Origin of the sequence: Kitasatospora sp. NPDC092948, assembly GCF_044754805.1 — a bacterium.
Taxonomy (GTDB): Bacteria; Actinomycetota; Actinomycetes; order Streptomycetales; family Streptomycetaceae; genus Kitasatospora.
The window spans coordinates 176,217-188,869 of sequence record NZ_JBIVPU010000008.1; the positions used below are offsets into that span (position 1 = coordinate 176,217).

The following is a 12,653-nucleotide window of genomic DNA, read 5'->3' on the forward strand; positions in this document are numbered from 1 at the left end:
CACGGTCATTGCATCTGCGGATTCCCGGCGCACGGCGTTTTCGACGGCCGGAGAGATGCACCGCGCCTGTGCGCCCGGCGCGAGCCATGGACCACGTTGACCAGTGGAGAGGGGAACTCGGTGGCCAGTCGTGAGCGATTCCGAAAACTGATTCCGGGCCTGGCGGTGATTCTGATCGCCGCCGCATTGTTTTTCACCGTCCGTACCTCGGTCGCGGCCGCCGACGGCGAGCAGGTCGCCAAGAAGTACAGTTTCCAGGAAATGCCCATCGCAATGCCGCCGGGGTACGAGAACCGGCCGATGGCGACCGTCCGAGAGGTCAATCCGGCCTACCAGAAGATCCGTTCGTGGATCTCGTCGGTCGGCGCCGGCATCGCGATCAACGACATCACGGGGCACGGCCTGGCCGACGGCATGTGCATCGTCGACACCCGCACCAACTCCGTGGTGGTGACGTACACCCCGACGGCCCGCGAGGCCGACCGGTTCACGCCGTTCGTGCTGGACGCCTCGCCGCTGCCGATCGACACCACCATGGCGCCGACCGGCTGCACGCCCGGCGACTTCAACGGCGACGGCCGCACCGACCTGCTGGTCACCTACTGGGGCCGCACCCCGATCCTGTTCCTGGCGAAGGCCGACGCCACCACGCCGAGCCCGAGCGCCTACCAGCCGCGCGAACTGGTGCCCAGCGAGTCGCTGGACGGCAAGTACCACGGCCCGCGCTGGAACACCGACGCCGCGTACGTCGGCGACCTGGACGGCACCGGGCACCCGGCGATCGTGATCGGCAACTACTTCCCCGACTCGGACGTCCTCGACCCGCACGGGCTGAACAACGTGGTGATGAACACCTCGCTGTCCAGCGCCAAGAACGCCGGCGGCGACCACGTGCTGCGCTGGTTCGACGCGACCACGGGCAACGCGCCCACCGCCTCGTACATCGAGGAGAAGGACGCCATCCCGTACGACGCCTCCACCGGCTGGACGCTGGCCATCTCCGGCGCCGACCTGACGGGCGAGGGCTTGCCGGAGCTGTACATCGCCAACGACTTCGGCCACGGCCACCTGCTGTACAACCGCTCCACGCCCGGGAAGATCCGGTTCACCGAGGCCAAGGGCGAACGCAGCCCGAACACCCCGAAGTCCTTCGTGCTCGGCAACGGCTCGTTCAAGGGCATGGGCGTCGACTTCGCCGACATCGGCCACAACGGCAACTTCGACATGATGGTCAGCAACATCACCGTCGCCTGGGGCCTGGAGGAGTCCAACTTCCTCTGGATCAACAAGGCGAAGGACGAGCAGGACATGAAGCGGCAACTGGAGCGCGGCGTCGCCCCGTTCAAGCAGGAGGCACAGGAACACGGAGTGGCCTGGACCGGCTGGGGCTGGGACGTCAAGATGGCCGACTTCAACAACAGCGGCGACCTGTCGATCGTGCAGACCGACGGCTTCGTCAAGGGCAACATCGACCGCTGGCCGTGGCTGCAGGAGATGGCCATGATGAACGACGACCTGCTGTCCAACCCGGCGACCTGGCCCAACGTGCAGCCCGGTGACGACATCGCCGGCGACGAGTCGCTGGCCTTCTACGCCAAGACCGACAGCGGCAAGTACGCCAACATCGGCGAGCAGCTCGGCCTGGGCGTGAAGATCCCCACCCGCGCCCTCGCCACCGGCGACACCACCGGCCGGGGCGTGCTGGACTTCGCCGTCGCCCGCCAGTGGGGACCGCCCGCCTTCTACGCCAACAAGTCGCCGAACATGGGCAGTTACCTCGACCTGAAGCTGTACCGGCCGGCCGACGGCAGCGCCGCCGCGGGCCAGGGCCTGACCGGCGTCGGGGTTCCCGCGTACGGCGCCACCGTGAAGATCACCACCCCCACCGGCACCCAGATCTCCCAGCTGGACGGCGGCGGCGGCCACTCCGGCTTCCGCAGCTTCGGGGTGCACTTCGGCCTCGCCGACTACCGCGGCCCGGTCTCCGCCCAGGTGTGCTGGCGCGACGCCGCCGGCATGCACGAGAAGACCCTGCAGCTCGACCCCGGCACGCACACCCTGATGCTCACCGGCGACGCCCAGGAGGTTACGAGCCGATGACCGCGACCGCCCAACCCGCCACCGCCGCACCGGCGCAGGCCCTGCCGGCCCCCGGCAAACCCGACCCGCGCTACCTGGCGCTGCGCAACTTCGCCATCTCCATCAGCGTGTTCAACATCTTCGGCTACACCCTGCTCGGCTTCGAGCAGCCCTGGCTGTGGCCCTTCGTCGCGGTGATCACCGCCTACAGCGCCGAACTGGTCTTCGAGATGATCAGCGCCTGGGCCTACCGGCGCGCCCCGCGCTTCACCGGACGCGGCGTCCGCGGCCTGTACGAGTTCCTGCTGCCGGCCCACATCACCGCACTGGCCGTCAACATGCTCACCTACGGCAACAACCAGCTGCTGCCGATCATCTTCGGCGTGATCATCGGCGTCGGCGGCAAGCACGCCCTCCAGGCGCCGGTCAACGGCCGGATGCGGCACTTCATGAACCCGTCCAACTTCGGCATCACCGTGCTGCTGCTCTGCTTCGGCTCCTGGTTCTCCATCGCCCCGCCGTACCAGTTCACCGAGAACGCCAACACCTTCTTCCGCGTGATGATCCCGCTGATCATCGCCACCGCCGGCACCGTGATCAACGCGCTGCTCACCAAGCGCACCCCGCTGATCGTCGGCTGGCTCGGCGCGTTCGCCATCCAGGCGTTCCTGCGGCACTGGATCTGGGACGTCTCGCTGTTCTCCGCACTCGGCCCGATGACCGGCGTCGCCTTCGTGCTGTTCACCAACTACATGATCAGCGACCCGGGCACCACGCCCAGCAAGGGCTGGCCGCAGTTCATGTTCGGCTCCTCGGTGGCCTTCGTCTACGCCATCCTGATGGTCTTCAACGTGGTCTACACGCTGTTCTTCGCCACCAGCCTGGTCTGCCTGCTGCGCGGCCTCGGCTGGTGGGCCGCCCACCTGATCGCCAAGCGCCGCACCGCCGGCGCCTGGGCCCCGGCCGAACAGGCCCCCCGGCCGGCGGCCGTGCCCGGCGCCGTCCCCGGCACCAGCACCGGCAGCCCGACCGGCAGCATCGCGGCCTGACCCCCCGTCGGCAGCCGGCGCCGGCCGCCACCGCAGCCCGCGGTGGCGGCCCGCGCCGCGTTCAGCCGCCGACCGGCCGCTCGGTGGCCGTGCGCGGCACCGTGAACGGCCCCCAGCCGAACACCGGCAGCCAGCGCCCCGGCGGCGCGCTCCACTCCAGCGCGGCGATCTGCTCCGCGGTCCGCCGCCCCGTCAGCGAACGCAGCAGATCGTGCCGGTGCGCGGACACCGTGACCGCCGGCTCGCCGTCCCCGGCCACCCACTCGGCGCCCGGCGCGACCAGCCGCAGCGCCGGAACCCCGTGCGCGCGCACCGAGTTGGCCAGCCCCCGGACCACCAGGTCGATCGAACCCGGATAGCTCGGATGGTCCTCCGGCACCGGCTCGCCCAGCGCGACCCGCACATCCAGCTCATGGGTGAACACGTCCATGGTGAGCATCGCGTGCCGCAGCTCGAACGGGCCGCCCAGCACCCCCGCGATCGGGCCCTCCAACTGCGCCCACTCCGCCAGCGGCCCGGCCAGGCCCTCCGCTCTTCGGTGCGGCACCAGCCACAGATCGACGCCCTCCCGGTCGGCGAACGAGCGGCCCACCTCCACCAGGTGCCCCACCACGTCCGCCACCGTCCAGCCCGGACAGGCCGGCACCGGCAGCCCGGCCGCCTCCGGATGCGCCAGCAGCAGGGCGGTCAGGTTCTCCCGTGCCCTGCGGTACGCGGCCGCCCCCGGCGCCCGCTCCCAGTGCCCCGCGGCCGACGCATCGGCCACCTCCTCGTCCGTCGTCATCCCTGTCCGTCCTCCGGTCTCCCGCCGCAGCACTGACCGAACGTCAGAAACGGTCCGCGGCCCAGTCATTGGACCGTGCACCGGCCCGCCGCACAATGCGGCCCGGACCGCCCGGCAACCGGAGAGACGCGACCGCCCGTGCGGCGCAACCGCGGAGATGCGCGCCCCACGGCCGCACCGGAACCATGGAGGCGCCGCCACTCCGGGCGGACGGGCAGGGAGGGCAATGTGCCGACCACCATCGGATCGCTGCGCCGGCTGCTGCTGGCGCCGTCACTCGCCTCGGTGACGTTCGCCGGGCGCGGCTTCCCCGTAACGGCGTCACCGGCCACCGAACGGCTGGAAGCGGTGCCGCAGGCCGTGGTCTGCGGCTTCGAATGGGGCATCGACGCGCGCGACCAGTGGGAGGTCGAACGCCGCCTCGACCTGATCGACCCCGAGCAGCGCGGCTTCGCCTACGAGGGCGCCACCATGGCCTTCACCATCCTGGACGCGGCCGGCCCCGGCCGCGGGCGGCGCACCCGCGACCTGCTGGACGGACCGGGCAAGGCGCACATCTTCCTCGCGTACATCGGCATCGGCTTCGCCATGGCCCGACTGCCCAGGCCGCTGTGGAAGAAGGTCCTGCCGGACCTCACCGGCACCCCCTACCACCCGGTGATGAGCTGGCTCGCCGTCGACGGCTACGGCTTCGACCTCGCCTACTTCCACCCCCGGCGCTGGGTCGACGAGCAGCGCCGCCCCGCGCCCTACCCGTGGCAGGGCGCGCCCGGCTACTTCCAGCGGGCCGCCGACCAGGGCATCGGCCGGGCCCTGTGGTTCATCCACGGCGGAAACCCCGGCCAAGTCGGCTCCGCCGTGCGGAAGTTCGGCCTCGACCGGCAGGCCGACCTGTGGAGCGGCGTCGGCCTTGCCGCCACCTTCGCCGGCGGCTGCCGGGCCGCCGGGCTCACCGAACTGCGCGCCGAGGCCGGGCTGCACCGCGCCGAGCTCGCCCAGGGCTCGGTGTTCGCCGCCAAGGCCCGGTGGCACGCCGGCCACGTCCCCGAGCACAGCGCGCTCGCCACCGAGGCGCTCACCGGCCTCGACGTGCCCGCCGCCGCCGACCTCGCCGACGCCTGCGCCGTCCAGCACGGCGAGGACGGCCTTCCCGCGTACGAGCTGTGGCGCAGCGCGCTGCGCGCCCGGCTGGCGAACTGACACCCGATCAGACGACAACCCGAGGGGAGATGGCTGTGGCCAGTGCACTGCGGACCCTGCGCCGCCGCGTCCTGACGCCGAGCACCACCGAGACGCTGATCGCCAAGCGGGGCTTCCACGAGAAGAACCGCGAGGCCAAGGACCTGCTCGAAACCGTCGGACGGCGATTCCTCCAGGGCTACGGCTACGCGATGGAGTCCCGCGACAGCGCCGAGGCCGAGGCGAGCCTGGAACGGATCCCGACCCGGTTCCGCGGCTTCGCCTACGAGGGCGCCGGCATGGGCTTCGCCATGCTCGACGGCCTGCCCACCCAGGGCCGCGGCCACGTCGACCGCTTCCTGGCCGGCCGCGGCGCCGACCACATCTACATGGTGTACGTCGGCATCGGCTGGGCGATGGCCCGGCTGCCGCGGTTCTGCTGGCCCGACATCGACGCCCTCGACCCGCTGCTGCGCTGGCTGGTGCTGGACGGCTACGGCTTCCACCAGGCGTACTTCCGCACCCCCCGGTACGTCCACGAGCAGTACCGGGAGAGCGAGTTCCCGTGGCCCGCGCACGACACCCCCGGCTACACCGGCAACGCCATCGACCAGGGCGTCGGCCGGGCCCTGTGGTTCGTCGGCGGCACCGACCCCGACCTGGTCGCCACCATGATCGAGAAGTACCCCGCCGCCCGGCACGCCGACCTGTGGGCCGGCGCCGGACTCGCCGCCACCTACGCCGGCGGCGTCGACGAACGCGAACTGCACGCCTTCAAGGACCGCGCCGGCGAACACCGCGCCATGGTCGCCCAGGGCAGCGCCTTCGCCGCCGAGGCCCGGATCAAGGGCGGCACCCTGATGCCGCACACCGAACTCGCCACCCGGGTGCTGTGCGGCATGGACGCCGCCGACGCCGCCCGGGTCACCCAGGAGACCATCACCCTGGACACCGCCCCCGGCCTGCCCGCCTACGAGGTCTGGCGGCGCGCCATCGCCACCGCCATCGCCGACCGCGGGGGGTGCTAGCCGTGGCCGCCACCGCCGCGCACCGCGTCCCGCCCGGGCCGCCGCGCCGGGCCGCGCCCGGCCTGCTGCGCAAACTCGCCGGCGACCGGCTGGCCCTGATGCGCTCCGCCGCCGTCGAGTACGGCGACGCGGTGCGGATCGCCATCGGCCCCAAGACGCTGTACTTCTTCAACCACCCCGACCACGCCAAGCACGTGCTCGCCGACAACGCCGCCAACTACCACAAGGGCATCGGCCTGATCCAGGCCCGCCGCGCCCTCGGCAACGGCCTGCTCACCAGCGAGGGCGAACTGTGGCGCAAACAGCGCCGGCTCATCCAGCCCGCCTTCCAGCACAAGCGGATCGTCCAGCAGGCCGGGGTGGTCGCCGAGGAGGCCGGCAAACTGGTGGCCCGGCTGCGCACCCACGAGGGCGGCGAACCCGTCGACCTGACGACCGAGTTGACCGGCCTCACGCTCGGCGTGCTGGGCCGCACCCTGCTGGACGTCGACCTCGACGCGTTCGGCTCGATCGGCCACGACTTCGAGGCCGTCCAGGACCAGGCGATGTTCGACATGGTCACCATGGGCATGGTCCCGGAGTGGGTGCCGCTGGCCAAGCAGCGCCGCTTCCAGCAGGCCCGGCGCAGCCTCCAGCAGGTGGTCGACCGGCTGGTCGCCGACCGCACCGCGCGCCACGGCGCCGACCTGGGCGACGACGCGCTGAGCCGGCTGATCGTCTCCACCCGCGAGGAGGCCGACCCCGCCGTCGGCCGGCAGCGGATGCGCGACGAACTGGTCACCCTGCTGCTGGCCGGCCACGAGACCACCGCCTCCACCCTCGGCTGGACGCTGTACCTGATCGACCGTCACCCCGAGGTCGCGCAGCGGCTGCACGAGGAGGCCGTCGAGGTGCTCGGCGACCGGCCGCCCGAGTTCGAGGACCTGACCCGGCTGACGTACACCGGCATGGTGCTCAGCGAAGTGATGCGGCTCTACCCGCCGGTGTGGATCCTGCCCCGGCAGGCGCAGGCCGAGGACGAGGTCGGCGGCTACCGGGTGCCGGCCGGCGCGGACGTGCTGATCTGTCCGTACACCCTGCACCGGCACCCCGAATTCTGGGACGCCCCCGATCAGTTCGAACCGGAGCGGTTCGACCCGGCGCGCTCGAACGACCGGCCGCGCTACGCCTACATCCCGTTCGGGGCCGGCCCGCGGTTCTGCGTGGGCAACCACCTCGGGCTGATGGAGGCCACCTTCACGCTCGCCATGATCGCCCGCGAACTGCGGCTCGCCAAGGTCCCCGGACACCGGGTGGTCGCCGAGCCGATGCTCTCGCTCCGGGTGCAGGGCGGGCTCCCGATGAGGGTGCAGGCCGCCCGCTGATCCTCAAGTGACGAGCCCCCGGCGGCAGCGGGTAAGCGGTGAGCCCCCTGCGGCAGCCGGTGAGTGGCGAGCCCCCTGCGGCAGCCGGTGAGTGGCGAGCCCCTGTGGCAGCCGGTAAGTGGTGAGCCCCCTGCGGCAGTCGATGCCGTAGGGGGCCTTCGCGCGAAACGCTTCGACAACAGTGGTCGGGGGAGTGTCGGAAAAGTGTCCGACGGTGCGGCGGAGGGGGCCGCCGTCCGTCGACGCAAGGTCAGCCGGCGTCGGCGACCGGGCGCTCGTCGAAGGCGTCGTCCTGCTCGAACGCCGCGGAGCGAATGTCCAGCAGGGCCAGCAGCACCGGCGGGTCGAGGGCGCCGATCGGGCGCAGCCGCAGCTCGATGGGCAGCAGCGGGACCTTCGGGCGGGCCTCGATCGGGCCGACCGAGCCGACGAAGACCTCACGGTCGGCGGTCAGCGACTCCTCGCAGGACGCGGGCACGGAGTGCGCGAGCAGGTACCAGGTGCCCGGTGGCACCCGGTCGAGCGTGAAGGCTCCGGGGCGGGGCAGGACGGTACACGCGGCCGGCCTCCCCTGCGGTATTCGGCTGGGGAACAGCCCCACGAAGACCTGGCCGAGCTCCTCGGTGGCCTCGCTGCGGATCTCGCCGCGGACGGTGGAGTGCCCGGAGGCGGCCGAGCGGCGGCGGGAGTCGACCACGATCTCCTCGGTGTAGCCGCCGAGCTGACGGTACATCGTCGGGGAGACCCCGACGCTGGCGGCGAACCGCGAGCTGAAGGTGCCCACGCTGTTGTAGCCGACCCGATGGCTGATCTCGGTGACGGTGGCGGTGGTCTCCAGCAGCAGCCGCTTCGCCGCCTCTATCCGAATGGCCGACAGGAAACGCCGGGGCGACACTCCGGTAACGCGCTGGAATTCTCTGGAGAAGTGGAATTTGCTGTACATCGCGGCCTGCGCCATATCGTCTATGGTGAGCAGTTCTCCGAGGTTCTCGTGCATGGTGTCTATGGCTCGGATCACGGCTTGCTCGATGGCAATCTTCATGTTCGCCTCCAAGATCTCCACTGCACCAACAGGTTTGTTGACGTGCGACTCCGGCGCCGGGTGAGGTCACGGCGCAGCCAGGCATTACGGCCATTTTCGGAGATGCCAGAGTGGGCGACTGAAAGTCCTCTCTGGTGAAAGGGGTGCCCAACATATCACGGCGATAACGATTGTTGACCGTAGCAGGGCCCCCGTCCGAAGTGCAACGCTCAATGGCATATTCTCCGGACTTGCTCCAAAACCGGTCATCCCCACCCTGCTGTGTTTGAACCCCCTCAGCAATGACGAAGGTGCCCGCGCTCCGGCGGGATGAGCATGATGCTCGAGTCGCGCATGCGAACGGGGCCGCTGTGGAGCCGCGACCCGCTTTCCCGACGATCGCTGAGGAGGCGCCCGTGCGCTCGGGTACCCCAGATGACCAAGTTGACCGGATCATGACGCTGGAGGCGTTCGCGGACACCATCGTGCCCGGCGAGAAACGATTCCCCGAGGACCGCGCCGTGGCCGGCGCCGCCCCCGGCGGCGGCGCGGTGGCAGCGGGCGCGATCGAGCTCCTGCAGACCCCGGCCACCGGAGTGTCGGACGCCCTCGACAACTACGCACAGGCGCTCAACGGCCACGCCGCCGGATACGCCGCCGAGCACGGCCTGACGCTCGACCAGCAGCTGCCGCCGTTCGTCGCACTGGACTTCGCCCAGCGCACCGAACTGGTCCGGTCGCTGGTCGGGCCGGGCCACCCGGAGAAGGAACTCTGGGTCCTGCTGGCCCTGTTCAGCAACATGGCCTTCGACACCGCAGCCCACGTGCACACCACCGAGGCACTCGAGGCCGGGCACCCCGGCCTGCTCGGGATGGGCTTCACCAAGCCGGACGCCGACGGCCTGTGGCGCTTCCCCGCCTTCTCCTACGGGCGGCAACTGGCAGAACTCCACCCGGACACCACACCCACAGGGAGCCCCGCATGACCCGAGGAGACAGCACCGACGTCCTCATCGTGGGCAGCGGCTTCGGCGGCGCCATCGCGGCGTACCACCTGGCCGCCGGCGGCGCCAAGGTCACCGTGCTGGAACGCGGCCCCTGGCTGGAGGCCGACGACTTCGAGCACGACTTCCTGCTCGGCTCGTCCTACACCCGGATCTTCGACTTCGTGGTCGGCGACGGGATGAGCCTGCTCGGCGGCAACTGCGTCGGCGGCGGCAGCGTGGTCTACTTCGCCGCCATGCCCCGCGCCCCGCGCTTCGTGTTCGACCGCACCGGCAGCATCGGCCGCCGGATGTGGCCCGGCGCGATCGACCGGGACTCCCTCGACCCCTGGTACGAGCGGGTGGAGGAGGCGCTGCCGATCACCCAGCAGAACTGGGACGACGTCACCTACGCCGGCGGCCTGTTCGCCGCGGCCTGCGCCCACGCCGGCCACAGCGCCAACCCCGTCCCGGCCGCCGTCGACCGCGCCCGGTGCACCAACTGCAACTGGATGATGGCCGGCTGCAAGTTCGACGCCAAGCGCTCGCTGCTGCTCAACTACCTGCCCGCGGCGCTCGCCAACGGCGCGGAGATCCGGCCGCTGCACGAGGTCCAGCACCTGAGCCGGACCGACGACGGCGGCTACCGGGTGCACTACAACGTGGTCGACGACTCCGACTACCGGGTGCACGTCGGCAGCGGAACCATCGACGCCAAGATCGTCGTGCTGGCGGCCGGCGCCGGCGCCACCCCCGTCATCCTGCAACGCTCCGAGCAGACCCTCGGCACCATGCCGCACGCCGTGGGCCGCTACTTCTCCGGCAACGGCGAGCGGCTCAACACCGCCGTCGTCGACGAGGACAAGGCCCGCGACCTGCTCGGACTCGACCGCGGCGACGGCCGGGCGTACCAGGCCAACCAGATCGGCAAGGGCCCGGTCGTCGCCAGCTGGGCCCACCTCGACGGCTCGAAGCCCGAGCACTCCCGCTTCTCGCTGGAGCAGCTGTACTTCCCGCCCGGCTTCGGCACCATCCTGGCGCAGGTGCCGGACGCCTCCGGACCCAGCTGGTTCGGCGTGGAGAAGAAGGAACTCGTCAAGCAGTGGCAGTCCTGGCTGACCGTCTTCACCATGGTCGAGGACGACAACGAGGGCGTGTTCGGACCGCCGCCGCCCACCGGGAACGCGGTGCGGATCTCCCAGCAGATGCTGGGGCGCGGGACGATCTCCTACACGCCCACCGAGAACACCCTGCGCGGGTGGGCGGAGTCGGACGCCGTGGTCAAGGACATCCTGGAACGCGACGGCCTCGCCAGGGTGATGCCCTGGACCAACGACGTGGTCGGCGCCTACACCGTCCACCCGCTGGCCTCCTGCCGGATCGGCGACGACCCCGCCACCTCCGCCCTCGACGACCGCCACGAACTCCGCGGCCACCCCGGCATCTTCGTCACCGACGGCTCCGCCGTCCCCGGCGCCCTCACCGTCAACCCCGCCCTCACCATCTCGGCCCTCGCCGAACGGGCCGTCCCGGCCATCGTCAAGGCCGCCCAGGAACGCGGCGTCAAGGTCACCTACGGCGCCCCGTCCCCCGACGGCTCGACCTCCGGCCGACGCGGCATCAAGTCCCAACTCCCGCTGCTGATGCGGGACTAGAGAGAAACCCCGGCGGTGCCGGCCTCCCCCGCTGCCGATGGGGGAGACCGGCACCGCGGCACATCCGCAAGGTGCTCCGCACACGGCGCCGCGCCGGCAGCGGGCGGAGGGGGCGCAGCCGGCCGGCCGGGCGAGGAGCGTGGGCGTCTTTGGTGCTTCGGCACCCTTCCGCCGTGACGCGGTGCTTCGCTGCGCGGGGAGCGCGGTCGTCGCAGGTAGTGCGTGCGTGGGCTCGGCGGGTTCGGTGTGCTTTCGCCCTGCGCGGTGTTCCGCCGGGCGGGGCGCGTTCGGGCGCGGGCTGCCGGGCATGGCGCGTGCGAGGGGTGCGGCACGTTCAGTCGTTCGCCGGCGCGGCCGGCACTCGTTGGAGGAGGCGTCATGTCATCACCGTTGCTGCGGCCCGTGCTGCGCGGGGCGTTGCGGCAGGTCCGACAGGTGGATCCGGTGCGGCCACGGCGGGCCCCGGGCGAGGTGCGGGCCGTGTACACGGAGGTGGAGCGGGAGTTCGGGATGCTGGCGCCGCCGATCGCGCTGCATGCGGCCGCGCCGGCGGTGATGGCCGCGGCGTGGGTGATGCTGCGCGAGACGCTGATCGCCGGCGGGCTGGTGGAGCGGGCGGCGAAGGAAGCGGTGGCGGCGGCGGTCTCGGCGGAGAACTCCTGCCCGTACTGCGTGGACGTGCACGGGGCGGCACTGGACGCCCTGCTGCCCGGGGCGGACGCCACGAAGGCGCTCGACGGGCCGTCGGAGTGGCTGCGGCGCGATGGCGGGGCCCCGCCGTTCCCGGCCGCGCACGCGCCCGAACTGGTCGGCACCGCCGTGGTGTTCCACTACCTGAACCGGATGGTCAACCTGTTCCTGGCCGACGGGCCGGTCCCCGAGAACGCGCCGCCGGCCGTGCGGCGGATGGTCCACGCCATGCTCGGCCGGCTGATGCGGGCCGGAGCGCGACAGGCCCCGGTCGCGGGCGGCTCGCTCGACCTGCTGCCCTCCGCACCACTGCCCGCCGACCTCCGGTGGGCGGCCGGCACCCCGTCCGTCGCGGGGGCGTTCGCCCGGGCCGCCGCGGTCGCCGAAGACTCCGCCGCCCGCGTCGCCCCCGCGACCGTGCGGGCGCTGCTGGACGCCCGGCTGGCCACCTGGGACGGCCGCCCACCGGGCCTCGGCCGCGGCTGGGTCGACCCCGCAGTGGCCGAACTGCCCCCCGAGGACCGCCCGGCGGGCCGACTCGCCCTGCTCACCGCGATGGCCTCCTACCAGGTGGACGAGGCCCTGGTCGCCGAGTTCCGCCACCGGCACCCGGGCGACGCGCCGCTGATCGAACTGACCTCCTGGGCAGCCTTCACAGCCGCCCGCCGACTCGGCACCCGCCTGGCGGACGCTGATTGACGGTCCGTCAATGAACGTGGAACGGAGCCTCCGCAGACCTGGCGGGGGCTCCGCTGCTAACGCGGCGGGCAGGCGGGCGCTGTTGGCGGTTCAGTTGCATCTCCGGCGGCCGACCGAGACGG

Annotated in this window: 10 protein-coding genes; 8 read left to right on the plus strand and 2 right to left on the minus strand. The window is 71.9% G+C overall.

Annotated features, from left to right (window positions below):
• The first annotated feature begins 165 nt into the window (after window positions 1–165).
• Together ACIQF6_RS23680 and ACIQF6_RS23685 are read left to right on the plus strand one after the other, a co-directional pair.
• Window positions 166–2,100 (plus strand): CRTAC1 family protein, encoded by a 1,935-nt coding sequence (locus ACIQF6_RS23680; RefSeq protein ID WP_400898356.1) that lies wholly within the window; start codon window positions 166–168, stop codon window positions 2,098–2,100.
• A complete protein-coding gene (locus ACIQF6_RS23685) occupies window positions 2,097–3,128 on the plus strand; it encodes an enediyne biosynthesis protein (protein ID WP_400898132.1) in 1,032 nt (343 codons plus the stop codon). Before ACIQF6_RS23680 ends, ACIQF6_RS23685 begins: the two co-directional genes overlap by 4 nt.
• 61 nt (window positions 3,129–3,189) lie before the next feature.
• Here ACIQF6_RS23685 and ACIQF6_RS23690 read toward each other — a convergent pair whose 3' ends face one another.
• Complete coding sequence (locus tag ACIQF6_RS23690) at window positions 3,190–3,912, minus strand: maleylpyruvate isomerase family mycothiol-dependent enzyme (RefSeq protein ID WP_400898134.1); 723 nt, start codon at window positions 3,910–3,912, stop codon at window positions 3,190–3,192.
• Window positions 3,913–4,140: 228 nt separating this feature from the next.
• Here ACIQF6_RS23690 and ACIQF6_RS23695 point away from each other — a divergent pair, with 228 nt between their 5' ends.
• Genes ACIQF6_RS23695 through ACIQF6_RS23705 form a run of 3 tightly spaced genes read left to right on the plus strand, consistent with a single transcriptional unit; the run spans window position 4,141 to window position 7,483 of the window.
• Window positions 4,141–5,112 (plus strand): DUF1702 family protein, encoded by a 972-nt coding sequence (locus ACIQF6_RS23695; RefSeq protein WP_400898136.1) that lies wholly within the window; start codon window positions 4,141–4,143, stop codon window positions 5,110–5,112.
• A gap of 29 nt (window positions 5,113–5,141) precedes the next feature.
• Window positions 5,142–6,119: a DUF1702 family protein gene (locus tag ACIQF6_RS23700; protein ID WP_400898138.1), complete on the plus strand. Its 978-nt coding sequence runs from the start codon at window positions 5,142–5,144 to the stop codon at window positions 6,117–6,119.
• 2 nt (window positions 6,120–6,121) lie between these two features.
• Window positions 6,122–7,483 (plus strand): cytochrome P450, encoded by a 1,362-nt coding sequence (locus ACIQF6_RS23705; RefSeq protein WP_400898140.1) that lies wholly within the window; start codon window positions 6,122–6,124, stop codon window positions 7,481–7,483.
• A gap of 250 nt (window positions 7,484–7,733) precedes the next feature.
• Here the strand turns inward: ACIQF6_RS23705 and ACIQF6_RS23710 are convergent, their stop codons facing one another.
• The gene (locus ACIQF6_RS23710; protein ID WP_400898142.1) at window positions 7,734–8,525 is read right to left on the minus strand and encodes a helix-turn-helix domain-containing protein; all 792 of its coding nucleotides are present in this window, start codon (window positions 8,523–8,525) and stop codon (window positions 7,734–7,736) included.
• 434 nt (window positions 8,526–8,959) lie between these two features.
• On the opposite strand from ACIQF6_RS23710, the gene ACIQF6_RS23715 reads away from it, so the two are divergent.
• From ACIQF6_RS23715 to ACIQF6_RS23725, 3 genes are all read left to right on the plus strand, one after another.
• On the plus strand, window positions 8,960–9,490 hold the full coding sequence (locus ACIQF6_RS23715; RefSeq protein WP_400898358.1) for a DUF5987 family protein: 531 nt from the start codon (window positions 8,960–8,962) through the stop codon (window positions 9,488–9,490).
• Complete coding sequence (locus ACIQF6_RS23720) at window positions 9,487–11,142, plus strand: FAD-dependent oxidoreductase (RefSeq protein WP_400898144.1); 1,656 nt, start codon at window positions 9,487–9,489, stop codon at window positions 11,140–11,142. Before ACIQF6_RS23715 ends, ACIQF6_RS23720 begins: the two co-directional genes overlap by 4 nt.
• Before the next feature lie 378 nt (window positions 11,143–11,520).
• Entirely contained in the window at window positions 11,521–12,531 is a 1,011-nt protein-coding gene (locus ACIQF6_RS23725) for a carboxymuconolactone decarboxylase family protein (RefSeq protein ID WP_400898146.1), read from the plus strand.
• Window positions 12,532–12,653 lie beyond the last annotated feature (122 nt).